The sequence below is a fragment of the Streptomyces sp. GbtcB7 genome (genome assembly GCF_019091445.1).
GTDB classification, from domain to species: domain Bacteria; phylum Actinomycetota; class Actinomycetes; order Streptomycetales; family Streptomycetaceae; genus Streptomyces; species Streptomyces mirabilis.
In genome coordinates, this window is sequence record NZ_JAGXJM010000049.1 from 1 (window position 1) to 25,159 (window position 25,159).

The window sequence follows — 25,159 nt, forward strand, 5'->3', positions numbered from 1 at the left end:
AACCCGGAAGCTAAGCCTCACAGCGCCGATGGTACTGCAGGGGGGACCCTGTGGGAGAGTAGGACGCCGCCGAACAAATTTTGAAAAGAGCCCCAACTTCGGGTAGGTACCCGAAGTTGGGGCTTTTTTGCGTTCACTTTGGTGTCTGGCTGCGGAGGTGGGGGGTGCATGCGGGGCCGGACAACAGCCCCGCATGCCCTCACTCGGTTCCTGCAGGCGACTCGGTTACTTCAGGCGGGACGACGCGACGATCGAGACGATGTGCGCGGGGACCAGCAGCCAGACGATCGCCGTCACGGCCACGGTCGCGATCTTCGTCGCAGTCAGGTCACCGAGCGCCAGGTCGACGATCGCCGTCACGAGCAGCAGGATGGTGCACTCGATGCCGTTGACCAGGCGGTGGAGGCCGACGGCCGAGGTGAGGCGGCGGACCCGGGCGAGGCCGCTGGAGCGCGGGACGACGGACTGGTCGGTGGCCTTCTGCATGCCGCTGTCGGAGCGGGCCACGTGGACGAGGTCGGAGGACGACTTCAGGAGCAGCACGCCGATCGCGGCCGCGAGGCCGGCCACCAGGTAGAGGTTCAGGCCGAGTTCGGCGGCGCGGATGCCCATGCCGACCATGACCGCGGCATCGGCGAGGTAGGCGCCGAGGCGGTCCAGGTAGACGCCGAGCGGGCTGAACTGGCGTCGCCAGCGGGCCACTTCGCCGTCCACGCAGTCCAGGAGCAGATACAACTGCATGAAGAGGACGGACAGTACGGCGCCGCCCAGGCCGGGGACGACCAGCGCGACTCCGGAGAGTACGCCCGCGAAGACCATGACCGTCGTGATCTGGTTCGGCGATACGCGGGTGCCCAGCATCAGCCGGGTCACCCGCAGGGAGAGCGATCGCATGTAAAGGCGGCCGGCCCAGTGTTCCGCCCTGCTCTCCAGCTTGCCCGCGGGGTGGATGACCTCGCGGAGTTCCTCTAGTTGGACCTTGGTCATGCGGCTTTCTCCCCTGGGATCAATGTGAGTACAGGGAAGAGCATGACGGGGTCCCGGACGGCGGGGATCGGCAGGGTGGAATTCAGATGAGCGATGTCGAACGCGAAGGCTACGGTGGGTTCCATGAACCATGTGATTCGTTCCATAAGGGCCGACGAGTGGCCCGCGGCCAAGGAGTTGCGGCTTGCCGCCCTGCGGGACCCGGTGGCACATCTCGCGTTCCTGGAGACGTACGAGCAGGCGGCGGCCCGGCCCGACTCGTTCTGGCAGGAGCGGGCGGCGGGGGCCGCCGAGGGGGACGGGGCGCGGCAGTTCGTCGCGGTCGGGCCGGACGGGGTGTGGGCGGGTTCCGTGGTCATGCTGTTCGAGAAGGCCGGGCAGCGGGACTTCTTCGATGCCGTGATCGACCAGGACCAGGGGCATCTGGTGGGTGTCTTCGTGCGGGCCGAGTACCGGGGGAGCGGTGTGACGGACGCGCTCGTCGACGGCGCTCTCGCCTGGGCCTGGGAGCGCGGGCTTGAGCGTGTACGGCTGTTCGTGCACGAGAAGAACGGGCGCGCCGAGGCCTTCTACCGCAAGGCGGGGTTCGTGCCGACCGGGGGATCCGTGGCATCCCAGGGGAACGAGGGGACCCGGGATCTGGAGTTTGTGATCGCCAGGCCGTAGGTGTCGTCAGACCGGGAGTTCGTGCTGGGGCCAGCGGGCCCTGGCCTGTTCCTGGGAGCGGAGGAGGGCCAGGGTGGGCAGGCCCTGGTCGGCTCCGGTGGCGAGCAGCTCCGGGAGTTGGGGGAGCGGGGCCACCGCGGCGACGTCGTCCAGGACGAGCGTAAGTGGTGGGTCGAGGCGACCGGAGGATGACCGTTCGGCCATGCGCCGGCCGCGCTCGACCACGCTTGAGGCGAGGGCCGTCAGGAGCGGCATCGCGCCGGGGTTCGCCTTGGGGTCCTCGATGGGTTCACCGACCACATAGAGCGTGCCCCCTTCGTTGACGAAGGAATCCAGCACGAGGGCGTCACTTCGGTTCGGGGTGCAGGATTCGCGGACGTTGACCGTGAAGAGGGCGGACAGGGCGCGGGCCGTCAACTCCTGCGCTATGTCGCGGCGTTCCGGGTGTGAGGTGAGGGCGGCCTCGAGTTCGCCCGCCGCGCCGGACGCGGCCTTGGGGTTCGTGCGGAGGGCACGTACGGCGTCCTGTACCTGGGTGCCCTGGGCCCAGCGGTGGACGTGGCGGAAGGCCTTGCCCTCCACCGCGGCGGCGTGCAGATAGCTGCGCAGGAGCGTTTCGGCGACGTCTGCCATGGCCTGGTCGACCTTGGCGGTGGGGCGTACGGGGCCGAGGAGGGCGATGGCTCTCGACGCGGCCGTCGTCTTGTCCTCGCAGCCGGTGGAGGGGGACCAGTGGAGGCGGGCCGGGGTGTCGCAGAGGTGGGAGGGGTCGTAGAGGAGGACGGGGCCGAGTTTGGCTCTGGCGTCCTTGGTTTCCGACCAGATGGCGGGGTTGGAGGTGACCACCAGGGCGGGGCCGTCCGCGTCTCGTACGGCTTGGGTCGCGGTGGTGTGGCGGGTTTCCGGTGGGGCGAGGATGAGCGCGGCGGCGGTGCGATTTCTTTCCCACTCACCCACCCGTTTACTGTCCGCTGCCAAGGTGGCCGACGCGGGCTGCTGTGGTTCCGCCTCTGCGGGTAGCAGCTCCGTCGGTTCCGGCGCTGGGCGCTGCACCGGAACCTCAAGCTGCGCCGGGGTTGGTTCTGGTACCGGGGCGGGGATCGGCACCGGCGTCGGGGCCGGTCTCGCGTACACCCCCGCCTTCCGTCTCGCCCGGACCGCCCGCCATCGTGCCCACGTCCCCATCACGAAGATGGTCATCACGACCAGCACCATCAGCTGGCCGATGAACAGGCCCCAGAAGAGCCCGTACCCCGAGAGCTGGTCCGCGGGGGTGTCCGGCCAGGCGCCCGTCACGTCGTGCGGGTGCCCGATGAGGTGCCGCAGGGCCAGCGGCGTACGGGCGAAGGTGACCGCGTTCGGCCAGGCGCCGTGGGCGAACCAGCCGGCGAGGCCGGTGGCCGACCAGATCAGGAAGGTCATGCCGAGAAGGAAGGCGAGCACCCCGACCAGCAGGCCGTCCGGGATGCCGCCCTCGCTCTCCGCCTTGCGGCGGTCCCGCCCGTCCCGGCTCATCTCACGCCACCGTGGACTCGGACGAACCGTCGAGATCGGCGAGGTGCTGCTCCACGAAGGCCGCGGCGCGTTCCTCGGCCTCGAGTTCGGCGGCGCGCAGCGCGTCGTCGGCGAGGTGGTCGGCGGAGGACTCGGTCATGGCGCGGTCGGTGAAGACGAGGGGGCGTTCGGTCTCGGTGATGAGGTGTTTGACCACCTGGACGTTGCCGTTGACGTCCCAGACGGCGATACCGGGCGTCAGGGTCGGGATGATCTCGACGGCCCACCGGGGCAGGCCGATCACCCGGCCCGTCGCCCGTGCCTCGTCCGCTTTCTGGGCGTAGATCGTCCGGGTGGACGCCATCTTCAGGATCGCGGCCGCCTCCTTGGCCGCCGCGCCGTCCACCACGTCGGACAGGTGGTGGACGACCGCCACGAAGGACAGACCCAGGCGTCGGCCGAACTTCAGCAGGCGCTGGAAGAGCTGGGCCACGAAGGGGCTGTTGATGATGTGCCACGCCTCCTCCACCAGGAAGATGCGCTTCTTGCGGTCGGGGCGGATCCAGGTGTGTTCCAGCCACACGCCGACGATCGCCATCAGGATCGGCATGGCGATGGAGTTGCGGTCGATGTGGGACAGGTCGAAGACGATGAGCGGGGCGTCGAGGTCGATGCCCACCGTCGTGGGGCCGTCGAACATGCCCCTGAGGTCACCGTCGACCAGGCGGTCGAGGACCAGGGCGACGTCCAGGCCCCACGCCCGTACGTCGTCTATGGCGACGTTCATCGCCTCGGCCGACTCCGGCTCGGGGTGCCGTAGTTGCTCGACGATGTCCATCAGGACGGGCTGGCGATCGAGGATCGTCTCGTTGACATAGGCGTGTGCGACCTTGAGGGCGAAGCCGGAGCGCTCGTCGAGGCCGTGGCCCATCGCGACCTCGATGATCGTGCGCAGCAGGGCCAGCTGGCCCGTCGTCGTGATCGCCGGGTCGAGCGGGTTGAGGCGGATGCCCATGTCCAGGGCCGCTGTCGGGTCCAGGCGGATGGGAGTTATTCCCAGCTCTTCCGCGATGAGGTTCCATTCGCCGACGCCGTCCTCGCCCTGTGCGTCGAGCACGACGACCTGGCGGTCGCGGAAGCGCAGCTGGCGCAGGACGTAGGTCTTCTCGAGCGCCGACTTGCCGTTGCCGGACTCACCGAGCACCAGCCAGTGGGGCGCGGGGAGCTGCTGGCCGTACAGCTGGAAGGGGTCGTAGATGTAGCCCTTCCCGGAGTACACCTCGCGTCCGATGATGACGCCCGAGTCGCCGAGACCGGGTGCGGCGGTCGGCAGGTAGACCGCCTGGGCCTGGCCCGTGGAGGTGCGCACGGGCAGGCGGGTCGTCTCGACCTTGCCGAAGAGGAAGCCCGTGAAGGCGTCCGTCGCGGCGGACAGCGGATCCCGCATCAGAACATCAGCTCCTACCTGCGGATTCCGGTGGCGAACGGCAGTGTGTTGACGAAGGCCCGGTGGTGCTCGCGGTCGCACCACTCCAGCTTCAGATACGACTTTCCGGCGGAGGCGCGGATGGTGCGCTTGTCGCGGGCGAGGGCCTCGGGAGAGCGGGAGCTGACGGTGATGTAGCCGACGAGGTTGACGCCGGCGGCGCCGCTCGCGAGGTCCTCGCCGCGCTGGTCCAGGCGGTTGTGGGAGGCGATGTCGCGGGGGTCGACCGTGCGGTTCATCTTCAGCTGGCGGCTGGCCTCGGCGTCGTCGTTCGTCTTCTCCGTCAGCATGCGCTCGATGGCGACCTCGGTGGGTTCGAGGTCCATCGTGACGGCGACGGTGCGGATGACGTCCGGGGTGTGGACCAGGAGCGGGGCCAGGAAGTTCACGCCGACCGGGGTCATCGGCCATTCCTTCACCCAGGCCGTGGCGTGGCACCAGGGGGCGCGGGTGGAGGACTCGCGGGTCTTCGCCTGGAGGTAGGTGGGCTCCATGGCGTCGAGCTCGGCGGGCCAGGCATTACGTTTCGTCATCGCCTGGATGTGGTCGATCGGGTGGTCGGGGTCGTACATGGAGTGCACGAGGGAGGCCAGTCGCCCCTGACCGAGCGGCTGGCGTACGCGGATGTCGGCTTCCTGGAGGCGCGAGCAGATGTCGGTCAGCTCGCGTGCCATGACGACGGCGAGCCCGGCGTCGCGGTCCAGCTTCTTGCCGCCCTGGGGGCGGGCGGCGCGCGCCATGGCCTGGGCCTCGGCGGCGAGTTCACGGTTGTAGTGCATGCACGCGACGAGGTAGGCGCGGTGCTGCTCGCTGCTCGTGGACACCATGGACTGGAGCTGGTCGTAGGACTGCTGGAGCCAGGCCGGTGCCTTCTCGTCCCCGCGCTGGGCGACGTCCTTGGCGTGGGCGTCCGGGTCGGCGGGGAGGGTGCGGGCGAGCATCTGGAGGCGGGTGACGAAGCCGTCGCCGTTCGCCACGTGCTTGAGCAGTGTGCCGAAGCGGTCGACGAGGGCCTCTTGGTCCTCGCTGTCGCGCAGGCCGACGCCCGGGCCCTCGATCTCGATCGCGGCGGTGACGGTGCGGCGGTCGGCGTGCAGGAGTACGGCGATCTCGTCGGGGCCGAAGGGGGCCGCGAGCCAGGAGATCCGGCCGATGCCGGGCGGCGGCCCGATCTCGACCTCCTTGCCGTCCAGACGCGTACCGGCCTCCTGGACGCTGCTGCGGTACGCCGTGCCGCTGCGCAGGTTGCGCTTGTAACTGCGGTTGATCTCGAACCACTTGTAGAACGTGCGGCGCTTGTACGGGACGTACACCGCGGCGATGGCCACCAGCGGGAAGCCCATCAGCAGCACGATCCGCAGGGACAGGACGGGGACGAGCAAGCCGCACATCATGCCGAGGAACGCGCCCGCGATGATGAGCGCGATCTCGCCGGACTCGCGGTTCCGGCCGACGATCGCGTTCGGCCGGGCGCGGCCGATCAGATATGTACGGCGGGGCGTGACCGGATGGGACACGTGGGAATCGGTCGTCAACGCCCTTCACCTCCCGTGCGGTTGGTACTGCTGCTGTTGCGGGTGTTGCCGGTACGTGGTGGGGGTGCGGCGGAGGGGACAGATCCGCCGCCTCCGTTCGGCGTACGGGTGCTGTGGGCGGACACGCCTCCGGAGACGGGGTTCGCGGGGCGCGGCTGGCTGTTGCCGCCGCCTGCGCCGCCTCCGCCGTTGTTGTCGGCGCGGGTGCTGTGGGTCTTGATGCCCTGGGCGACCAGGGTGGCGGGGGAGCTGATCACGGCCGCGGCCTTGCCTTCGGCGCCCTGCATGATGCGGTTGTTGCGGCCGCTTGCGATCTCGTCGCCGAAGCCGGGCACGAAGCGGTAGATCATCGCGCTGGCGAAGATGGCGAGCAGGATGATCGCGAGGCCGGAGACGACGGCGGAGAAGGAGTCCGGGCCGCCGTTGGTCGACAGCGCGCCGGCGAGGCCCAGCACGATCACGATGACCGGTTTCACCAGGATGACGGCGATCATGATGCCGGCCCAGCGGCGGACGTGGCCCCACAGGTTCTTGTCGACGAGCCCGGCGTAGACGACGGTGCCGAGCAGGGCGCCGACGTACAGCAGGGCGGCGCGGATGACGAGCTCCAGCCACAGGACGCCTGCGGCCAGGATCGACACCAGGGAGACGACGATCAGCATGATCGGGCCGCCGCCGATGTTCTCGCCCTTGGCGAGGGCACCGGAGAAGGTGCCGAAGAAGGTGTCGGTCTGGTTGCCGGTGGTCTTGGCGAGGACGTCGGTGACGCCGTCGCTCGCCGAGACGACGGTGTAGAGGATCAGCGGGGTGAACGCCGACGCCAGCACCGTGAGCCAGAGGAAGCCGATCGCCTCGGAGATCGCGGTGCCGAGGGGGACGCCTCGCACCGCCCGCTTCGCCACGGCCAGCAGCCACAGGAGGAGGGTGAGGATGGTGGACGCGGCGAAGACCACGGCGTACTGCTGGAGGAACTTCTGGTTCGTGAAGTCGACGTTCGCCGTGTCCTTGACCGCCGCGGAGAGCTTGTCGATGGTCCAGGACGCGGCTTCGGCGCAGCCCTTGGCCAGCGAGGAGAGGGGGTCGAGCGTGGAGGTGGTACCGGGGTCGGTGGTACCGCCGCTGGTGTTGCCCTTTTCGCAGTACTTCTTGGCCTCGCCGAAGATGAGCCTGCACGAGTCGGTCGAGGCGCTGGCGCTCGCACTGGGACTGGGGCTCGAGTTCGGCGTCGGGCTCGGTGGAGCCGCGTAGGCGTGGGACGCCAGCAGAACGACCGCGGTCTGTACGGCCGTGACGGCGCCGGTGAGCTTGAGTACACGGCGTGGGCTACCGGGCATAAGTGAACCCTCCGTACTCCTCGATGACCTTGCTGATCTCGTCGGAGGTGGCGGCCTTGTCGTCGCCGGGGACCGGGGCGGGGCCGTCCTTCTGCGAGTCGGTGACGATCTTCCAGTCCCCGCCGGACCACTGGAGCTCGAAGGTCCACGTCTTCCAGGTCGAGGTGACGGGGTCGGTCGAGTTCTGCGCGGACATTCCGATGAGTCCCAGGTACCAGACCGACACCTTGGCGTCGGTGGCGCTGTACTGCTCGACCTTGCTGCCGACGGGGATCGTGCGGGAGACGAAGGTGCTGCCCTGGGGCGCGTTGCCGGCCGCGTCGAGGCCCAGCTTGTTGAGGAAGCCTGTCGAGTAGGCGTCGTCCAGCGGGCCCTGGAGGCGGCCGGCCGCGGCGGAGGTGTAGAGGGTGTCGACCAGGTTGTGCCGACCGGTCTTCTGGAACATGCTCGTCGACCCCAGCGCCACCGCGTAGTTGGCCGCCGCGCTCTGCGCGCCCTGCTCGCTGTGCGCGAACCCCGTGGGGATGCCCCCGGTGTTCGTGTCCACCGGGCGTTGGCCCGAGGGGGCCGTGGGGGAGGTCTTGGTGGCGTTGCCGCCTCCGTTGCCGGTTCCGGAGGAGGAAGAGGAATCGTCTCCTCCACGGTTCGCGAAGGCGATGGCCGCGATGAGGAGGACGACGACGCCGACCACCGTCACCAGGCTCCGCGAGGAGGAGCGGCCGCGGCGGGCGCCGCCGTAGACGTCTCCGGGGCGGTCGGGGAGGCGGGTCCGGGTCTGGCCCGTCCCCCCGTATCCCCCGTCGTCGCCGCGGGAGCCGTCCCCGTATCCGGGTTCGTCACCGAGACTCATGTCGCGTACGCCCCCTCAACCTCTTCCTGAACCGCGTAGTACGACGGTAGCCGTGCTGGTTCCCGCGCGGACGCGGTGTGGTGACTCGACATCAGGGAAACGCAACCTCAGCCGGTGGGCACGACGGACGGGTGGGTCGGACAGGGAGGGAGGAGATGAGGTGAGGAGCCGGGTGCCCGGCCGAAGCTAGACGGCCATGCCGTACACGATGGTGAAGAGCGTGCCGAGGGAGCCGATGATGAAGACTCCGGTGAGGCCCGCGATGATCAGACCCTTGCCCTGTTCGGCGCTGAACGTGTCGCGGAGCGCCGTCGCTCCGATGCGTTGCTTCGCCGCTCCCCAGATCGCGATCCCGAGGCAGAGCAGGATGGCGACGGCCATCACGACCTGGATCATCGTCTTGGCCTCGTTGCCCAGGCTGCCGAAGGGACCCCAGTCCGGGGCGATTCCGCCGATGATTGTGGTGATGTCGCCCTTGTCGGCTGCGAAAAGCATGTAAGTCACCGCCCCTAGTGGGTAGTTCTGCACCCCCTGCCACTGTGCGCAGAGGTCGGGCCCATTCTCGCCGACAATGCCGCTGTCGTATGTCGACTTGGCGTCATTGATTGGCGGTTTTCGTACGAATCCCTTGTCACCGGCGTACGCGGGCCCCTTTCGGGAGGCGTGCGACGGTATGCAAAGAGTCGTATGGTCACTCTGTGTATCACGGCTGGTCACGCCGGGCAATGAAGTCGAACCGGAACCTGTGGTGTGGTTCCGTCGTTAACCCCTTCTACGACGAGTGCGGGGCGGTCGCCCCACCGCTCCTCGCAGCATCCCTGCGTGCCCGTCGTGTTTCTGACGGGTTGTCGAGCCGATGTTCTCCGGGTCGCGCGTCCGCCCGATGTGGACGCACGGCCGCTGCCCCGAAGGCTATCCCCGTCGCCGTGGCGCACGGAAACGGGCCGCGGCTGGTTGCCGCGGCCCGTTCCCCGCACTGCCGGAGGATCCCCACGTCCTCCCCGGCAGTTCCCCCCGCTTTCCCGTGCTTTCGGGGGTTTTCCGTGTCTCCGGCGGGTCAGCCGGTGAAGGCCGAGACTCCCTCCGGGGTGCCCCAGCCGGTCGGGCCGTCGTAGCCCGACTTCGCGGTGCACAGATAGCTGGAGCCGCAGCTGCCGTTGCTGCCCGAGGTGACGTCGTTGAGGGCCGAGGTGCCGGCCGACGCGTAGGGGAAGGACGCCGGGTAGGAGCTGCTGGAGGGGGTGCCGCCGAGGGCGTACACACCGGCGATGATCGGCGAGGACGCGCTCGTGCCACCGAAGGTGTACCAGCCGGCCGTGACCCCGTAGGAGTCGTAGACCGAGACGCCGGTGGCCGGGTCGGCGACGGCCGAGACATCGGCGATGGTCCGCTTCGAGCAGCCCGTGTCCGTCTGCCAGGTCGGCTTCGCGTCGTACGAGGAGCAGCCGGAGCCGGTGCCCTCGGTGCTGCTGGTCTCCCAGACGCTCTCGGTCCAGCCGCGGCTGTTGGAGCTGGTGGACAGGGCGGTGCCGCCGACGGAGGTCACGTACTTGGAGGCGGCCGGGTACTCGGCGCCGTAGCCGGAGTCACCCGCGGAGACGGTGATGGCGACGCCGGGGTGGTTGAAGTACGAGGTGTCGTAGGAGGTGTCGGAGGAGGACTCCGAGCCGCCGTAGCTGTTGGAGACGTACTTCGCGCCCAGGGTGACGGCCTCGTTCACCGCCTTGCCGAGGTTGGCCATGGTGGCGGAGGTGGCCTCGACGAGCAGGATGTTGCAGTTCGGGCAGATGGCGCTGGCCATGTCGACGTCGAGGGAGATCTCCTCGGACCAGCCGGCGTCACTGGAGGGCAGGGAGGTCGTCGAGCCGGTCTGGCTGACCTTCTTGAAGCAGCCGTTGGCCGTGGTGCAGGCCGACAGGCCGTAGTACGAGCGGTACTTGGCGAGGTCCGCCTCGGCGTTCGGGTCGTTGTACGCGTCGACGATCGCGATGGTCTCGCCCGAGCCGTTGGAGGCGGCGGCGGAGCTCAGGCCGTAGGCGCTCTGGAGGTTGCTCGGCCCGTACCCGGACGGGGTGGCGGCGTCGGCGGCCTTCGGGGTGACGGCGTCCGCGTGGGCGTTGGCCTTCTGGAAGGCGGTCGTGCCGCCGGTGACCCGCAGCGCCTTGCAGGCCATCTGGCCCTTCGCGGGGGTGGAACAGGCCGGGCTCCACGTCACCTTGGAGGAGGTGGAGGCCGTCGCGGAGGTGGCCTTGGCGGCCGGGGCGGCGTTCGCGGGGCCCGCGGCGCCGAAGCCGGCGAGGACGAGAGCCGCGGTGCCGACGGCGGCCGCTCCGATACGGCGCCACCTGCCGCGTACGGCGGGTCTGGCGGGCTCTTGGGGATTCGAGGTACGCAACGGACAGCCTCCTGAGAGTGTTTGACAGGGGCAGTGCGGGTGCGCCGCCGGTGCGGTGTCCCCGGCGGAGGGCCGAGCGGCCCGCCGATGACCATCCTCTTGTTGAGTACGTGACAACAAGAGCCGTCTGGAATCCTGACTTCCGCATTACTGAACGAGGCCGCCGCGTTACTCCTCGATGGCCGCTCGATGGACTGCGGCTGAGCGCCACTTGACTCAACTCACAGGCAGGTCAAGGGATTTACCAAAGTTTCCGAACGGGTGGACGTGATGGCGAACGGGCCGCGGCAGGCTGCCGCGGCCCGTCTCGGGTGCCGCCGGTGGATCCCCACTTAATCCGTCACCCAGCGGCTCCGTGCCGTGCGGAGGGCGATGCGATCAGCCGGTGAAGGCCGAGACTCCCTCCGGGGTGCCCCAGCCGGTCGGGCCGTCGTAGCCCGACCTGGCGGTGCAGAAGTAGCTCGTGGAGCAGGAGCCGTTGCTGCCCGACGTCACGTCGTTGAGCGCGGACGTGCCGGCCGAGCCGTACGGGAACTTCGCCGGGTACGAGCCGCTGGACGGGGTGCCGGCCAGGGCGTACACGGCCGCGATGATCGGCGAGGAGGCGCTGGTGCCGCCGTAGGTGACCCAGCCGGTGCCGTCGCCGTAGGTGTCGTAGACCGAGACGCCGGTGGCCGGGTCGGCGACGGCCGAGACGTCCGCGATCATGCGCTTCGAGCAGGAGGTGTCGGTCTGCCAGGTCGGCTTCGCGTCGTAGGCGGAGCAGCCCGAGCCGGTGCCCTCGGTGCTGCTGGTGTTCCACACCTTCTCGGTCCAGCCGCGGCTGTTGGAGCTCGAGGAGAGGGCGGTGCCGCCGACGGAGGTCACGTACTTGGAGGCGGCCGGGTACTCGGCGCCGTAGCCCTCGTCGCCCGCGCTGACCGTGATGGCGACGCCCGGGTGGTTGAAGTACGAGCTGTCGTAGGAGGTGTCGGAGGAGGACTCCGAGCCGCCGTAGCTGTTGGAGACGTACTTCGCGCCGAGCTTGACCGCCTCGTTCACCGCGGTGCCGAGGTTGGCCATGGAGGAGGACTTCGCCTCGACCAGCGTGATGTTGCAGTTGGGGCAGACGGCGCTGGCCATGTCGAGGTCGAGCGAGATCTCACCGGCCCAGCCGCTGTCGGCGGTGGGCAGGGAGGTCGTGGAGCCCGTCTGGCTGACCTTCTTGAAGCAGCCGTTGGCGACGGTGCAGGCCGACAGGCCGTAGTACGAGCGGTACGCGGCGAGGTCGGAGGCCGCGTTCGGGTCGTCGTAGGCGTCGACGATCGCGATGGTCTCGCCCGAGCCGTTGGAGGCGGCCGCGTCGGTCAGGCCGTACGCGTCCTGGAGGTCGCTGGGACCGTAGCCGGTGGGGGAGTCGGCGGCGGCCTTGGGGGTGACGGCGTTCGCGTGGGCGTTGGCCTTCATGAAGGCGGTCGTGCCGCCGGTCACGCGCAGCGCGTTACAGGCCATCTCCCCCTTCTTCTTGGGCTCGGCGCAGGAACGGGTCCAGGTGACCTTGGTGGAACCGGCCTTGGCGGCGGTGCTCTTGCTCACGACGGTCTTCGTCGCGGTCGTGCCGACCGCCGCGCTCGCGTCGACGGCGGTGCCGAAACCGGCCACCAGGAGGGCGGCGGTGGCGGCGGCCGCGGAGCCCAAGCGGCGCCAGTTGGTGCGTGCGGCCGATCTGTTGCCGGGTGTGGGGGACGTGGGGGATATGGGGGGTGTAGTACGCAACGTACAGCTCCTGAGAGAGGTTGACAGGGGCGGTGCGGGTGCTGTTGCCGTCGGTGCGGTGTCCCCGGCGGCCGGGCCGTGTGACCCGCGTAGACACTCGCTTGTTGAGTACGCGACAAACAAGAGTGATCTGGAATTCTGACTTCCGCCATACCGAACCCGGGTGATCGGGTTACCCCTCAATGGCCCCTCGATGGCTGGAAGTTGACGTCGGCTTGACTCGCTTCGCGGATCGGCTGTGCATCGGGCGAGGCGCGGGTGGTGACCGGAAGCCGCCGCCCGTGGGGCCGCGGATCGCACGAACGCGGCGTACACGGGGGCGGCGCCGGCCGAGTGGCGACGGGGTCGCCGGCTGTCTTGGGGGCGCGCGTCAGCCCATGGCCGCGGCCAGGACCGAGGCCGCGGCGGCGACGAGGGGGCTGTCGGGGGCGGCGTTCTGCGCGGGTTTGGTGCTGAGGACGGCGAGGGCCACGGGGGCACCGTCCGGGGTCCAGGCGATGCCCACGTCGTTGCTGGTGCCGTAGTCGCCGGTGCCGGTCTTGTCGGCGATCGTCCAGTCCTCGGGCAGGCCCGCGCGGAAACGGTCGCCGCTGGTGGTGTTGCCGAGCAGCCACGTCGTCAGGCGGTCACGGTCGCGGTAGTGGAGCGCGTCGCCGAGGACGAGCCGGGCGTAGGTGCCTGCGATGGCAGCCGGGGTGGTCGTGTCCTCCACTCGCCAGGGCTCCGCCGTGTTCAGCTCCGGCTCCCAGCGGTCCAGGCGGGTCTTCGGGTCCCCCAGCGAGCGACAGAATCGCGTGATCGCCGTGGGGCCGCCCAGCTCGCGGAGCAGCAGGTTGGCCGCCGTGTTGTCGCTGTAGCGGATCGCCGCGTCGCACAGCTCCCCGACGGTCATGCCGCCCGCCAGATGTTCCGGCTCACCCGTCTTCGGTGAGTACCCGGCCAGGTCGGCCGCCGTGTAGTGGATGCGCCGGGCGAGTGTCTCCCCGTGCCGGTCCAGGTCCCGCAGCACGGCCGCCGCCGCGAGCGTCTTGAACACCGAGCAGAGGGGGAAGCGTTCCGCCGCGCGGTGGCGCACGGTGGCCTTCGTCCTCAGGTTGTACGCGAACGCGCCGATCCTCGCCCCGTGTCGCGCCTCCAGCTCTCGCAGTCCGGCGCGGGTGTCCCGGTGTCGGGGATCCTCCGCGTACGCCGGTCCCGCGCCGAGCGCGAGGGTGGCGGCGGCGGTGGTGGCCGCGGTGAGCAGGGTGCGGCGTGTGGTCGTGGTCCCTAAGATCTCTCGTCCTCCAGTCCTTCCACGAAGTGGTCGAACTCGCCCGCCTGTACGCCCAGGACGAAGGCGTCCCACTTCTTCCGAGTGGTAGTGACGATGTTGGCGGGGTCGCTGGTTTCGCGGATGTGGACCAGGTCGCCGGCGCCGAAGGCGAGTTCGATCCAGGGGCCGGGGCCGGTCGCGTCGTCCGGGGCGGCGCGGACCCAGTCGAGGTCCGGGGGGACGTCAGCCACGGGGGGCTTCCTTAGGAGTGAGGAGGTGGGCGTGGAAGGCGGCGGGGGTGGCGGTGAGCATCTCGGTACTTTTCACAGGTCGTGGATCAGCTTGTGGATGAAGTCTCGCGAGTCCTCGGGGGAGAGGGACACCGACTCCATCCGGTCGAGGAGGGTGCGGTACATCCGCAACTGCGCTTCGGCGTCGAGGAACACCGGGCCGTGGGACTGGTCGAGGCGCACGGTGTCGAGTGGGGTGACCGGTCCGCTGGAGTAGAAGACCGACTGGCCGGAACCAGGGAAGGATCCGGTGGCGAACGGGAGCACCCTGAGGGTGATGTGGTCCCGTTCGCTCATGTCCAGCAGGTGCCGCAACTGGGACGTGGCCACGGTGCGCCCGCCGAACCGCATGCGCAGGGCCGCCTCGTGGACGGTCGCCACCAGAGCGGTCGGGGCGTCTGCGAAGAGGACGGTCTGGCGCTTGACGCGGAACGACACCCGGTGCTCGATCTCCGGTGGTGAGAGCTCGGGCACGCCGTGCCGCAACAGCTCACGGGCGTGATCGGTGGTCTGGAGCAGGCCCGGGATGTGCATGGTGACCGCGGTACGCAGCCGCCCGGCGTAGTGCTCCACCTCGGCGAGGTCCAGCAGAGCGGCGGGCAGGATCTCGCGGTACTCCTCCCACCAGCCGCGCGAGCGCTCGGTGGTCATGGCGCTGAGCGCGTCGACGAGGGCCTGGTCCGAGCAGCCGTAGTGGCGGGCGAGCGCGCGCACCCGTTCGGCGCTCACGCCGACGCGCCCGGCCTCCATGTTGCTGACCTGGGTCTGCTTGATGCCCATGAGCCGACCGGCCCCGGTGGCGGTCAGGCCCGCGCGCTCCCGGAGTTTGCGCAGCTCCGCGCCGAAGCGGAGTTGGCGACCCGTCGGGTTGCTCCTCACTGGCTCCTCCGTCTCCTGGCTGTCGCCGGTCGCCCGCACGAATGATAGTGAACCCGATCCCTGCCAGCCGGTGAATGCGTTTACCGTTCGGCGCGTTCGTCCACAGCCTGTGGGCAGTTCGGAGGGTCGAGTGTGCGTGCGAGGGCCGGGGATGGGCCGTACGGTGGACCTGCCTCGTGACTCCGTTGGCTCCCACCGGTGACTCATAGGAGATTCTCAGTGTGGTTCCAGGATTTTTCTTAATTCCGTGGGCCAGAGTGTGAACCGATGAAGCGCACCACTCGTCCCCCTGGCAACCGGCGGAACGCTTTGTTCGTCGTGGTCGTGATGCTGGCCGTCACGTCCGCGTCCGTGGCGTCCGCCGATGACGGCCCCGGGCCGTTCGGCGTGACCGTGCAGGCCGACACGAACAAGGCGAGCGCCCGTGTGGGCGCCTTGTTCAACGCAGGTGACGGCCTGAGCGGACACTTCTGCACGGCCTCTGTCGTGCACAGCGAGGGGCGGAACCTTCTGGTGACCGCCGCACACTGTCTTGATGGGGGCGGAAAGTTGCGGTTTGTCCCGGGATATCGGGACGGCAAGGCGCCGTACGGGATCTGGGACGTCAAGAAGACCTACGTCGGTGACGCCTGGACCGGCGGTCAGGACGAGGACAGTGACGTCGCCTTCGTCGAGGTCGCCAAACAGGGCGCGAAGGGCATCGAGGACGTCGTCGGCGGGAACGCCCTCGCCACGGGGCGGGAGACCGGGGCCACCGCCGTCACCGTCACCGGCTACCCCAGCACCCTCGACGCGCCGGTCACCTGTACGAACAAACCGACCGCCCACAGCCGCTCCCAGCAGCGCATCGAGTGCCCCGCCTTCGCCGGCGGCACCAGCGGCAGCCCCTGGGTGAACGGCGACGGGGAGGTCGTCGGGGTCATCGGCGGCCACGAGGCGGGCGGGGACACCGACGACGTCTCGTTCAGCGTCGTCCTCGGGAAAGAGGCCGCGAAGTTGTACAAGGTGGCGCGCAAGGCGGGTTAGGGGCGTGCGGGGCGGGTTCGGAGTGTGCGGGGCGGGGTCGGGGCGTACGGGAGTGGTTCGGGGCGCACTTCGCGCCCCCGTTTCTTGTCGTGTGTGATCGTTTCCTCGCACAGGGGTCGCCTCTAGACTGACGTCCGGCGGACTCCCGTGCGGCGAGGGGCGGTTGACGGTGCGTAAGACGTGGGTCGTGGTGACCGCCGTCGCCGGGGTGGGGCTCGCCTTCATGTCGGCGCTGGTCGTCGGCGTCTACATGGTGGCCGGGAACCTCGCCAACGGGGTCGGCGGCGGATCGGTCGGGCTCGCCAAGGGCGCCGTGCCGGCCGCGTACCAGACGCTCGTACAGAAGTGGGGCAATCTGTGCGGCGCGATCAATCCGGCGCTGCTCGCCGCACAGCTGTATCAGGAGAGCGGATTCAACCCGAACGCCAAGAGTCCGGCGGCGGCGGAGGGCATAGCGCAATTCATCCCCGGCACCTGGGCCACGCACGGAATCGACGGCAATGGGGACGGCAAGCGCGACGTATGGGACCCGAATGACGCGATTCCGTCGGCTGCCTCCTACGACTGCAAGCTCGCGTCCTATGTGAAGGACGCGCCCGGGAACCTCACCGAGAACATGCTCGCCGCTTACAACGCGGGGGCCTACGCGGTCATCAAGTACGGGGGCGTGCCGCCGTACAAGGAGACCCAGAACTATGTGAAGACGATCACGACTCTGGCGAAGAGCTTCGCGCGGCCGGTGAGCCGGGTGGATCCCTCGCAGCAGGCCGCCGCGGCGATCTACTACGCGCAGAAGAAGCTCGGCACGCCCTACCTGTGGGGCGGCAACGGAACCGCTGACCAGGGCGGACGCTTCGACTGCTCGGGTCTGACCAAGGCGGCGTACGAGAGCGTCGGAGTCACCCTGCCGCGCGTCGCCAACGACCAGTACAACGCCGGACCGCACCCCGCGCGCGCGGAACTGCTTCCGGGCGATCTGGTGTTCTTCTCCGACGACCTCACCAACTCGCGGGCCATTCGGCACGTCGGTATCTATGTGGGTGGCGGGTACATGATCGACGCACCGCGAACGGGCGCCGTCATCCGCTTCGACCCCATCGACACCCCCGACTACTTCGGCGCCACGCGCGTGACCGAAGATGGCGCGAAAGCGTTGCCGACGACGGTTTGATCCCACCCCTGAGCTGCGGCGATGTATCTCTCTTCGATAACGTCTGCGTGATCATTCGGTGGAGGGTGGAACGTACTGAAGGGGAATGTGCGTTCCTGTTGACGTAGAGCCGATCTACGACCACGGGGGTGGATCGGGCGGCGCACGAAAGGCTGCGCCCGCGGAAAGACGACGAAGGGGCCGCAGCACCATGGCTGGACTCGCCGAATCCGGTTCGAACCCCGACGTGGACCTGCTGTACGACATCAACGGCCTCGCCAAGGACGCGCCGCACTGGTTCGACCGCGGCATGGAGTTCGTCGGCGAGTACGGGTTGCTGCTCGCCATGGTCCTGCTGGTGCTGTGGTGCTGGTGGACCGTGCGGCGGCGCGGCGACGAGAACGCCGCCCCGTCGGTGGCCGCGCTCGTCTGGGCGCCGCTCGCGGCCGGCATCGCGGTACTGGTGAACGTGCCGATACGGGGCTTCGTGGAGCGGCCCCGCCCGTTCGTCGACCATCAGGGGCTCGACGTCCTGGTCAGCGGCAAGACCGACTTCTCCTTCGTGAGCGATCACGCGACGCTCACCATGGCGATGGGCGTCGGGCTGTTCGTCGCGAACCGGAGGTTCGGGCTCGTCGGGATTGGGATCGCGCTGCTCGAAGGCTTCTGCCGGGTCTACATGGGCGTGCACTACCCGACGGACGTCATCGGCGGCTTCGCCCTCGGCACCGCCGTCGCCCTGCTGCTGTCCCCGCTCGCCATGGCCCTGCTGACCCCGGTGATGAAGGCCGTGGAGCGCTCGACGCGCGCCGGATGGCTGATCCGGGCGCGGAGCGTGGGGCATGCGGGGCAGGAGGCGCTGATTCCCGGGGCGCGGGCGGAGCGCCCCGAGGAGCCGGACCTCGCCGCGTAGGCGCTCCGCTGAGTGGCGGTTGCCTACGGGGCGTTCAGAGTGACTGGGGGAAGGTGAAGAAGCGGTTCGGGTCGTACTGCTTCTTCAGGGCCGCCAGGCGGGTCGCCGCGTCGCCGTAGTACGCCTTGCGCCAGTTGGTGAGGGTCGGGTCCGTGTAGTTCTGGTAGGCGGCACCGGAGGCGTGGGCGGCCATCGCCGAGTGGGCGGAGGTCAGCCAGGACTGGACCGTGGTGCCGGAGGCGCCGGCGCCCCAGGAGGCGATGTACTGGGCGAGCATGCGGGAACGCCGGTGCACGAACGCCGTCGCGGTCGGCGAGACCCGGTTGACCGCACCGCCCAGTGCGGTGAGCGCGATGCTGCCCGCGCCGCCGCGGACCGAGGAGATCTGGTGCAGCAGCGTCTGGATGCCGGCCGCGGAGATCGAGCGGTCGAAGAAGTCCGAGCGGGCCGCGTACGTCTCACGACCGAGGGCGCCCTGCGGGGAGCGGCCCGGCGTCGAGCCCGGCAGATGGCACTGGGCCTCGGTGGGGAACGAGGAGCAGCCCGCGTACGCCTCCATCGACTCCTTGTAGGAGTGCTTCTTGAGCGAGACGCTGCGCGCGGGGCCGCCGATCTTGGTGGCCAGGCGGTCCACGGCGTTCTGGAGTTCGCCGTAGGTGCCCAGGGAGAAGGCGGCGACGGCGACGGTGGGGGTGCCGCTGCCGTTCTCCAGGTGGAGCGAGGACCAGATCTCGTCCGGCTGGCTGGGACCCCACTCCTGCCAGGCCTTCACCACGGCGGCGGCCTTCGCCCAGGGCCACGTCATGTACGCCGACACGGCCTGCGGGGCGGCGTGGGTCTTGAAGCGCAGCTCGGTGACGACACCGAAGTTGCCGTTGCCGGCGCCGCGCAGGGCCCAGAAGAGGTCCTTGTTCTCGCTCGCGTTCGCCACGACCTGCTTGCCGTCCGCGGTGATCAGCGTCGCCTGGGTGAGGCTGTCGCAGGTCAGGCCGTACGCCCGTGACACCACGCCGTGGCCGCCGCCGAGGGTCAGACCGGAGACGCCGACGGTCGGGCAGGAACCGGCCGGGATCGTGACGCCCTTCGCGGCGAGCGCGCGGTAGACGTCGATCAGCTTGGATCCGGCGCCGACCACCGCCTCGTTCGCGGACGCCCGGATGGTGTTGAGCTTGGACACGTCCAGGATCAGCCGGCCGTTTCCGGAGGACCAGCCCGCGTAGGAGTGGCCGCCGTTGCGGATCGACAGCGGGATGTTGTGGGCGCGGGCGTAGGCCATGGTCGTACGGATGTCGTCCGCGTGGGCGACGTACGCGACGGCGGTGGGCTTCAGGGAGTCGAAGCGGGTGTTGTACAGCTGGTGGGCCGTCGACCAGCTGCGGTCGCCGGGGCGGACCAGCGAGCCGTCGAGGTCCTTGGCGAGGGCCGTCCAGTTGGTGGCGGCGTGGGCGGCCATGCCGCTGCCCGTGCTGCTCGTGCCCGCGCTGGTGGTGGCCGTGCGCAGGGAGGTGTCGGCCCCGTCCGTGGCCGCCGCCTTGTCCCCGCTGCCCTTGGCGTTGCACGCGGCCGTGGCCGCCGCCGCGAGTGCGGCCGCGCCGCCACCTATGAACGTACGCCGTTGCATGTGCGCCTCCCGTTGCTTCCCGTGCGTGGGACGAGACGTGTGCCGGGTCCTGGGGGTTCCGCGGCGGACGGGCGCGGGACGGAACCGGGACATGACCGTGATCCCGCGCGGATCTCGCCCCATCTTGAACCTGGTCTGGGCCTTTTCGGCTGAGGGTGGGCGAGAGGTTGGTCACGCCGCCCACGGGGCGCTACGCGAGCGGTGTGTTCACCAAGTGGCCCTCGGCGTCGGTGCGGGCCAGGCTGCGGGCGCGGCGGGCCGGGCCTCGCCAGCCGCAGGTGCAGCGCGCCAGACAGAAGCGACCCTGCTCGATCGTCGTCGCTCGGTGTTCCTGGACGGGATGGGTCTCCTCCGGTTGCGCCACACCGACAACGTTACCCAAGGCAAGCAAATGAATCACCGCCGCGTGACGGCCGTCCCTACCCGTCGTTAACCGGAACGACAGGAGGCCCGGGACGGACCGGCTGGGGGTCGGCGGACGATGGTGGCGCAGCAGCAGAGTCGGACGGGCACGGGCGTCGTCGCGGTCGCGATGGCGGGGCTCATGGTCTGCGTCGGCGGATGTTCCGTCGGCCGGGCCGGTGCCGAGGACGCGCGCGAGGGCATCACCTCCGTCGAGGTACTGCACCGGGCCGCCGCCACACTGGAGCGCGCCGGCAGCGCCAAGACCCGTACGTCGATGGAGATGGCCACCGGCGGGACCCGGGTCACCATCCGCGGCCAGGGTGTCTACGACTTCAAGAAGCAGCTGGGGCAGTTGAAGGTGCTGCTGCCGCAGGATCCCGCCGGTGCCGTCGAGCACCGGCCGATCACCGAACTCCTCGCCCCGGGTGCCCTGTTCATGAAGAACCGCGGCGCCGGTGTCCCCGCCGACAAATGGGTGCGCGTCGACACGGCCACCCTCTCCGACGGGAACCTCGTGACCGGCGGCGCCACCGACCCGTTCGCCGCGGCGGAGTTGTTGCGGGGGGCGCGGACGGCGACGTACCTGGGGAGGACGGAGGTGGCCGGGACGCCGGTGCGGCACTATCGCGGGACCGCCGACCTGGACATCGCCGCGCGGAGCGCCTCGCGGGGGAACCGGAAGGCACTCGCGGCGGCGGCGAAAGGGTTCGCCACCGCCGAAGTCCCGTTCGACGCCTACCTCGACGACCAGGGGCGCGTCCGCAAGCTCCGGAACCGGTTCAGCTTCATCAACGGGCGGCAGAAGGGCACCGTCGCGGTCGCCTCGACGACCTTGCTGTACGACTTCGGGGTCCCGGCCCACGTACGGCTTCCGGAACCCGAGGACATCTTCGCGGGGAAGATCGCGGAGCCGTAGACGTCCGTCCGTCGGCGTGGCTGCCGGTGCGTGGACGAGGAGGAGTTGGGGGCTGGAAATGGCCCTTCCGTGCCATGCGCGGTGTGTAGGCCGCTCCCTACTCTAGGAAGCCGGTGACGGCAGGAAGAGGTGATGCACGTGGCTCCGGTCGGCGGTACGGCAGTTCAGGACCACGTGGCCCTCGCCGAGATCGAGCTGTGCGGCGACCTGATCATCGCGGCCTCGGCCGCCCACGAGGAGCGGCTCAGCCTGGAGAGCATCGACGAGGTACTGAAGGTGGCCGAAGAGCGCATCCGGGGGAGCGGCGCGGGGGAGTAGGGACCGCTTCACGTGCGCACTTCGGTGTCCCCGTGTGCTTGTGTCATGGGCGCAGCTCCTGTCATGTGCGCAGCAGGCGGCCGATCGCCTTCGTGGCCTCCTCGACCTTCGCGTCGACCTCCTCGCCGCCCTTGAGGGCCGCGTCCGCGACGCAGTGGCGCAGGTGTTCCTCGAGGAGCTGCAGCGCGAAGGACTGGAGGGCCTTCGTGGAGGCGGAGACCTGGGTGAGTATGTCGATGCAGTAGACGTCCTCGTCGACCATCCGCTGCAGACCCCGGATCTGGCCCTCGATGCGGCGCAGGCGCTTGAGGTGTTCGGCTTTCTGCTTGTGGTAGCCGTGGACGCCGCGGTCGTGGTCGGTCACGACGCCTCCGGCCTGGACGCCTCCGGTCTGGACGCCTCCGGCCTGGACGCCTCCGGCCTGGACGCCTCCGGTCTGGACGCCTTCGGTCTCGGCTCCCCCGCTCACGACGTCCTCGCGCCCGGCTCCGTCGCTCTCGACTTCCTCGGTATCGGTGGGGGCCTGGATGTTCGAAATGTCCGGGACCTCCTGAACCGATTTGGCCTTGCCGGAGGGCGCCGTCGCGCCGGCCTCGGTGGTCGTCATCGCGTCCTCCTGATGGTCCGGTATATATACCCCTGCCGGGTATATGGTAACGAACTTTGCTGGGTATAGGGCCCTTGCCGGATGCCGGGACCGGACCCTGTGCTGATCACTGTGCCCGATGGGCGACACTGGGGGACGGCCGGTTAGCCGTGGCCGGATGATGCGCCTAGCATCAGCCTGACCGAACAAAAGGACCCCGAGGACCCCAAGTGCGCTTTCGTCTGACCCCCAGGGAGACGAGCTTCTACGACATGTTCTCCGCCTCCGCGGACAACATCGTCACGGGCTCGAAACTCCTGATGGAACTGCTCGGGGCGGACGCCTCCGCCCGGGCCGAGATCGCAGAGCGCATGCGGGCCGCCGAACACGCCGGTGACGACGCCACTCACGCGATCTTCCACCAGCTGAACTCCTCCTTCATCACGCCGTTCGACCGCGAGGACATCTACAACCTGGCCTCGTCCCTCGACGACATCATGGACTTCATGGAGGAGGCCGTCGACCTGGTCGTGCTGTATCAGGTCGAGGAGCTCCCCAAGGGTGTGGAACAGCAGATCGAGGTGCTGGCCCGGGCCGCCGAGCTGACGGCCGAGGCCATGCCGAACCTGCGGACGATGGACAACCTCACCGAGTACTGGATCGAGGTCAACCGGCTGGAGAACCAGGCCGACCAGATCCACCGCAAGCTGCTCGCCCACCTCTTCAACGGCAAGTACGACGCCATCGAGGTTTTGAAGCTCAAGCAGATCGTGGATGTGCTGGAGGAAGCGGCCGACGCGTTCGAACATGTGGCGAACACGGTGGAGACCATCGCCGTCAAGGAGTCCTGAACTTCGTGGACACCTTTGCGCTGGTCGTGACCATTCTGGTCGCGCTCGGATTCACGTACACGAACGGCTTCCACGACTCGGCGAACGCCATCGCCACGTCGGTGTCCACGCGGGCGCTGACCCCGCGGGCCGCGCTCGCCATGGCCGCGGTGATGAACCTCGCCGGTGCGTTCCTCGGGAGCGGGGTGGCGAACACCGTCAGCAAGGGGCTGATCGCGACGCCCGAGGGGTCGAAGGGGATGGGGATCCTCTTCGCCGCGCTCGTCGGGGCGATCGTCTGGAACCTGGTCACCTGGTACTTCGGGCTTCCGTCGTCCTCCTCGCACGCGTTGTTCGGGGGACTGGTGGGGGCCGCGCTCGCGGGCGGTACGAAGGTGTTGTGGTCCGGGGTCGTGGACAAGGTCATCATCCCGATGTTCCTGTCGCCGGTCGTCGGTCTGATCGTCGGCTATCTGGTCATGTGCGCGATCATGTGGCTGTTCCGGCGGGCCAATCCGCACAAGGCCAAGCGGGGGTTCCGTATCGCGCAGACGGTGTCCGCGGCGGGGATGGCGCTCGGGCACGGTCTTCAGGACGCCCAGAAGACGATGGGTGTCGTGGTGATGGCGCTTGTCATCGGCGACGTCCAGAAGTCGGACGACCCGATTCCGGTGTGGGTGAAGATCGTCTGTGCGGTGATGCTGTCGCTGGGGACGTACGCCGGTGGGTGGCGCATCATGCGGACGCTCGGGCGCAAGATCATTGAGTTGGATCCGCCGCAGGGGTTCGCCGCGGAGACGACGGGGGCGTCGATCATGTTCGCCACGGCGTTTCTCTTCAAGGCACCGATCTCGACGACGCATGTCATCACTTCGGCGATCATGGGTGTCGGGGCGACGAAGCGGGTGAACGCGGTTCGTTGGGGCGTCGCCAAGAACATCGTCCTGGGGTGGTTCATCACGATGCCGGCGGCGGCGCTGGTGGCTGCCGCCAGCTTCTGGGTCGTGGACCTGGCGTTCCTGTAGGACGCCGAACGCACGAACGCTCCTCGCCCCCGCCGCCCCTACCCGACCCATCCCCAGGGGCTCCGCCCCTTCAACCCCGCCAGGGGCGCTGCGCCCCCTGGACCCCCGCATCGGCCTGAACGGCCTCGTCCTCAAACGCCGGACGGGCTGAGTGATGCGGACCGGGGTGGGTGGGTTGACGGGGGTGGGTGGTGCATCGGCCCCCGGCCTCGTCCTCAAACGCCGGACCGGCTGAGTGATGCGGGCCAGGGGCGAGGCTTTCAGGGGCGCGGGGAACTGCGCGGCCAGCCCCCACCGGCCGACAGTCGAAGGTCTCCGGGTGGGCGGCGGATTCGGGGCGAAGCCCCGCCTCTGGGGGCGCGGGGAACTGCGCGCCAAGCCTCCACCGGGCCCGCAGCCGAACGAATCGGCTTCTGGGGGCGCGGGGAACTGTGCGAGCAACCCCCGTCGGCCCGCAGCCGGAAGACTCCCCGACGCCGACTGACCCCTCGCCCTTGGCCCTCGCCCTTGGTTCTCGTCCTCGTCGAAAGACGAGCGGGCCCGCCCCCGGGAGCCAGGGGCGGGCCCTTCTCGTCCTCGCGGTGGCACCGCCATGCAGCACCGCGAGGGGTATGGGGGAAACGGCTCAGCCGAAGCGGCCGGAGATGTAGTCCTCCGTGGCCTGCACCGACGGGTTGGAGAAGATGCGCTCCGTGTCGTCGATCTCGATGAGCCGTCCCGGCTGGCCCACCGCGGCCAGGTTGAAGAACGCGGTGCGGTCGGAGACGCGCGCGGCCTGCTGCATGTTGTGCGTCACGATGACGATCGTGAAGCGCTCCTTCAGCTCGCCGATCAGGTCCTCGATGGCGAGGGTCGAGATCGGGTCCAGGGCCGAGCAGGGCTCGTCCATGAGGAGGACCTGCGGCTCCACCGCGATCGCCCGCGCGATGCACAGACGCTGCTGCTGACCACCCGACAGACCCGAACCGGGCTTGTTGAGGCGGTCCTTGACCTCGTTCCAGAGGTTCGCGCCCTTGAGGGACTTCTCGACGACGTCGTTCAGCTCGGACTTCTTGTACGAGCCGTTCAGACGCAGACCCGCCGCCACGTTGTCGAAGATCGACATGGTGGGGAAGGGGTTGGGGCGCTGGAAGACCATGCCGATCGTGCGGCGCACGGCGACGGGGTCGATGCCGTGGCCGTACAGGTCCTCGTCGTCGAGGAGGACCTTGCCCTCGACCCGGCCCCCGGGGGTGACCTCGTGCATACGGTTGAGCGTGCGCAGGAACGTCGACTTGCCGCAGCCGGAGGGGCCGATGAACGCCGTCACCGAGCGCGGCTCGACCGTCATCGAGATGTCTTCGATCGCCTTGTGGGAGCCGTAGTAGGCGGTGAGACCGCTTACGTCGATTCGCTTGGCCATGTCAATCACTGCTTCTTTCGAGGGGGATGCTGCTGGTCGCTGAT

24 protein-coding genes and 1 rRNA gene are annotated in these 25,159 nt (G+C 69.3%); 9 read left to right on the forward strand and 16 right to left on the reverse strand.

Translation table 11 applies throughout. The features are described 5' to 3' along the window. Positions 1–75: ribosomal RNA gene (gene rrf, locus KVT44_RS47730) — 5S ribosomal RNA — on the forward strand; the annotation flags it as partial. Positions 76–225: 150 nt separating this feature from the next. Here rrf and KVT44_RS47735 read toward each other — a convergent pair. Continuing rightward, positions 226–987, reverse strand: coding sequence for a CDP-alcohol phosphatidyltransferase family protein (locus tag KVT44_RS47735; protein ID WP_054232199.1), 762 nt, complete (start codon positions 985–987; stop codon positions 226–228). Between the two features lie 123 nt (positions 988–1,110). On the opposite strand from KVT44_RS47735, the gene KVT44_RS47740 reads away from it, so the two are divergent. Then, positions 1,111–1,653 carry a GNAT family N-acetyltransferase gene (locus KVT44_RS47740; protein WP_217574626.1) on the forward strand — a complete coding sequence of 181 codons (543 nt, stop codon included), beginning with the start codon at positions 1,111–1,113 and terminating at the stop codon, positions 1,651–1,653. A gap of 6 nt (positions 1,654–1,659) precedes the next feature. Here the strand turns inward: KVT44_RS47740 and KVT44_RS47745 are convergent, their stop codons facing one another. From KVT44_RS47745 to KVT44_RS47795, 11 genes are all read right to left on the reverse strand, one after another. Next, positions 1,660–3,168 (reverse strand): type VI secretion protein, encoded by a 1,509-nt coding sequence (locus KVT44_RS47745; protein WP_217574628.1) that lies wholly within the window; start codon positions 3,166–3,168, stop codon positions 1,660–1,662. Position 3,169: 1 nt separating this feature from the next. Next, positions 3,170–4,594 (reverse strand): ATP-binding protein, encoded by a 1,425-nt coding sequence (locus KVT44_RS47750; protein ID WP_054232202.1) that lies wholly within the window; start codon positions 4,592–4,594, stop codon positions 3,170–3,172. A gap of 14 nt (positions 4,595–4,608) precedes the next feature. Beyond that, entirely contained in the window at positions 4,609–6,150 is a 1,542-nt protein-coding gene (locus KVT44_RS47755; protein ID WP_099925555.1) for an SCO6880 family protein, read from the reverse strand. Between the two features lie 14 nt (positions 6,151–6,164). Then, a complete protein-coding gene (locus KVT44_RS47760) occupies positions 6,165–7,502 on the reverse strand; it encodes a hypothetical protein (RefSeq protein WP_217574630.1) in 1,338 nt (445 codons plus the stop codon). Next, positions 7,492–8,352 (reverse strand): hypothetical protein, encoded by an 861-nt coding sequence (locus tag KVT44_RS47765; protein ID WP_217574633.1) that lies wholly within the window; start codon positions 8,350–8,352, stop codon positions 7,492–7,494. Before KVT44_RS47765 ends, KVT44_RS47760 begins: the two co-directional genes overlap by 11 nt. 186 nt (positions 8,353–8,538) lie before the next feature. Further along, positions 8,539–8,847: a hypothetical protein gene (locus tag KVT44_RS47770; protein WP_054232206.1), complete on the reverse strand. Its 309-nt coding sequence runs from the start codon at positions 8,845–8,847 to the stop codon at positions 8,539–8,541. A gap of 562 nt (positions 8,848–9,409) precedes the next feature. Continuing rightward, positions 9,410–10,747 (reverse strand): S53 family peptidase, encoded by a 1,338-nt coding sequence (locus tag KVT44_RS47775; protein WP_217574635.1) that lies wholly within the window; start codon positions 10,745–10,747, stop codon positions 9,410–9,412. A gap of 378 nt (positions 10,748–11,125) precedes the next feature. After that, a complete protein-coding gene (locus tag KVT44_RS47780; RefSeq protein WP_217574678.1) occupies positions 11,126–12,484 on the reverse strand; it encodes a S53 family peptidase in 1,359 nt (452 codons plus the stop codon). A gap of 388 nt (positions 12,485–12,872) precedes the next feature. Further along, the gene (gene bla / locus KVT44_RS47785) at positions 12,873–13,775 is read right to left on the reverse strand and encodes a class A beta-lactamase (protein WP_217574680.1); all 903 of its coding nucleotides are present in this window, start codon (positions 13,773–13,775) and stop codon (positions 12,873–12,875) included. After that, positions 13,769–14,005, reverse strand: coding sequence for a DUF397 domain-containing protein (locus tag KVT44_RS47790; protein ID WP_217574636.1), 237 nt, complete (start codon positions 14,003–14,005; stop codon positions 13,769–13,771). Before KVT44_RS47790 ends, bla begins: the two co-directional genes overlap by 7 nt. Before the next feature lie 72 nt (positions 14,006–14,077). After that, on the reverse strand, positions 14,078–14,923 hold the full coding sequence (locus KVT44_RS47795; RefSeq protein ID WP_308314319.1) for a helix-turn-helix transcriptional regulator: 846 nt from the start codon (positions 14,921–14,923) through the stop codon (positions 14,078–14,080). Positions 14,924–15,190: 267 nt separating this feature from the next. Here KVT44_RS47795 and KVT44_RS47800 point away from each other — a divergent pair, with 267 nt between their 5' ends. From KVT44_RS47800 to KVT44_RS47810, 3 genes are all read left to right on the forward strand, one after another. Continuing rightward, positions 15,191–15,949 carry a serine protease gene (locus tag KVT44_RS47800; protein ID WP_190170892.1) on the forward strand — a complete coding sequence of 253 codons (759 nt, stop codon included), beginning with the start codon at positions 15,191–15,193 and terminating at the stop codon, positions 15,947–15,949. Between the two features lie 163 nt (positions 15,950–16,112). Next, positions 16,113–17,120, forward strand: coding sequence for a bifunctional lytic transglycosylase/C40 family peptidase (locus tag KVT44_RS47805; RefSeq protein ID WP_302832204.1), 1,008 nt, complete (start codon positions 16,113–16,115; stop codon positions 17,118–17,120). Positions 17,121–17,310: 190 nt separating this feature from the next. Continuing rightward, on the forward strand, positions 17,311–18,012 hold the full coding sequence (locus KVT44_RS47810) for a phosphatase PAP2 family protein (RefSeq protein ID WP_217574640.1): 702 nt from the start codon (positions 17,311–17,313) through the stop codon (positions 18,010–18,012). Positions 18,013–18,046: 34 nt separating this feature from the next. Here the strand turns inward: KVT44_RS47810 and KVT44_RS47815 are convergent, their stop codons facing one another. Together KVT44_RS47815 and KVT44_RS47820 are read right to left on the reverse strand one after the other, a co-directional pair. Next, entirely contained in the window at positions 18,047–19,633 is a 1,587-nt protein-coding gene (locus KVT44_RS47815; RefSeq protein ID WP_217574642.1) for an FAD-binding oxidoreductase, read from the reverse strand. Positions 19,634–19,823: 190 nt separating this feature from the next. Then, positions 19,824–19,997, reverse strand: coding sequence for a hypothetical protein (locus KVT44_RS47820; protein ID WP_180292939.1), 174 nt, complete (start codon positions 19,995–19,997; stop codon positions 19,824–19,826). A gap of 117 nt (positions 19,998–20,114) precedes the next feature. Here KVT44_RS47820 and KVT44_RS47825 point away from each other — a divergent pair, with 117 nt between their 5' ends. Further along, positions 20,115–20,954 (forward strand): hypothetical protein, encoded by an 840-nt coding sequence (locus tag KVT44_RS47825; RefSeq protein ID WP_099921875.1) that lies wholly within the window; start codon positions 20,115–20,117, stop codon positions 20,952–20,954. 132 nt (positions 20,955–21,086) lie between these two features. Further along, positions 21,087–21,272, forward strand: coding sequence for a hypothetical protein (locus tag KVT44_RS47830; protein WP_217574644.1), 186 nt, complete (start codon positions 21,087–21,089; stop codon positions 21,270–21,272). Positions 21,273–21,333: 61 nt separating this feature from the next. On the opposite strand, the gene KVT44_RS47835 is transcribed toward KVT44_RS47830, so the two are convergent. Continuing rightward, positions 21,334–21,636, reverse strand: a complete 303-nt coding sequence (locus KVT44_RS47835; RefSeq protein ID WP_177324022.1) for a metal-sensitive transcriptional regulator — start codon at positions 21,634–21,636, stop codon at positions 21,334–21,336. A 452-nt stretch (positions 21,637–22,088) separates the two neighbouring features. Here KVT44_RS47835 and KVT44_RS47840 point away from each other — a divergent pair, with 452 nt between their 5' ends. Continuing rightward, positions 22,089–22,709: a DUF47 domain-containing protein gene (locus tag KVT44_RS47840; protein ID WP_054232360.1), complete on the forward strand. Its 621-nt coding sequence runs from the start codon at positions 22,089–22,091 to the stop codon at positions 22,707–22,709. A gap of 5 nt (positions 22,710–22,714) precedes the next feature. Beyond that, positions 22,715–23,713 (forward strand): inorganic phosphate transporter, encoded by a 999-nt coding sequence (locus KVT44_RS47845; RefSeq protein WP_067371449.1) that lies wholly within the window; start codon positions 22,715–22,717, stop codon positions 23,711–23,713. A 625-nt stretch (positions 23,714–24,338) separates the two neighbouring features. Here KVT44_RS47845 and pstB read toward each other — a convergent pair. Then, a complete protein-coding gene (pstB, locus tag KVT44_RS47850; protein ID WP_054232362.1) occupies positions 24,339–25,115 on the reverse strand; it encodes a phosphate ABC transporter ATP-binding protein PstB in 777 nt (258 codons plus the stop codon). Positions 25,116–25,159: the final 44 nt, after the last annotated feature.

Bases quoted from the DNA above. Each gene is read 5' to 3' on its own strand.
- KVT44_RS47745 (WP_217574628.1), bottom strand. From the start codon at position 3,168: ATGAGCCGGGACGGGCGGGACCGCCGCAAGGCGGAGAGCGAGGGCGGC.
- KVT44_RS47815 (WP_217574642.1), bottom strand. From the start codon at position 19,633: ATGCAACGGCGTACGTTCATAGGTGGCGGCGCGGCCGCACTCGCGGCG.
- KVT44_RS47735 (WP_054232199.1), bottom strand. From the start codon at position 987: ATGACCAAGGTCCAACTAGAGGAACTCCGCGAGGTCATCCACCCCGCG.
- KVT44_RS47750 (WP_054232202.1), bottom strand. From the start codon at position 4,594: ATGCGGGATCCGCTGTCCGCCGCGACGGACGCCTTCACGGGCTTCCTC.
- KVT44_RS47825 (WP_099921875.1), top strand. From the start codon at position 20,115: ATGGTGGCGCAGCAGCAGAGTCGGACGGGCACGGGCGTCGTCGCGGTC.
- KVT44_RS47740 (WP_217574626.1), top strand. From the start codon at position 1,111: ATGAACCATGTGATTCGTTCCATAAGGGCCGACGAGTGGCCCGCGGCC.
- KVT44_RS47800 (WP_190170892.1), top strand. From the start codon at position 15,191: ATGAAGCGCACCACTCGTCCCCCTGGCAACCGGCGGAACGCTTTGTTC.
- KVT44_RS47810 (WP_217574640.1), top strand. From the start codon at position 17,311: ATGGCTGGACTCGCCGAATCCGGTTCGAACCCCGACGTGGACCTGCTG.
- KVT44_RS47830 (WP_217574644.1), top strand. From the start codon at position 21,087: ATGCACGTGGCTCCGGTCGGCGGTACGGCAGTTCAGGACCACGTGGCC.
- KVT44_RS47760 (WP_217574630.1), bottom strand. From the start codon at position 7,502: ATGCCCGGTAGCCCACGCCGTGTACTCAAGCTCACCGGCGCCGTCACG.
- pstB (WP_054232362.1), bottom strand. From the start codon at position 25,115: ATGGCCAAGCGAATCGACGTAAGCGGTCTCACCGCCTACTACGGCTCC.
- KVT44_RS47770 (WP_054232206.1), bottom strand. From the start codon at position 8,847: ATGCTTTTCGCAGCCGACAAGGGCGACATCACCACAATCATCGGCGGA.
- KVT44_RS47765 (WP_217574633.1), bottom strand. From the start codon at position 8,352: ATGAGTCTCGGTGACGAACCCGGATACGGGGACGGCTCCCGCGGCGAC.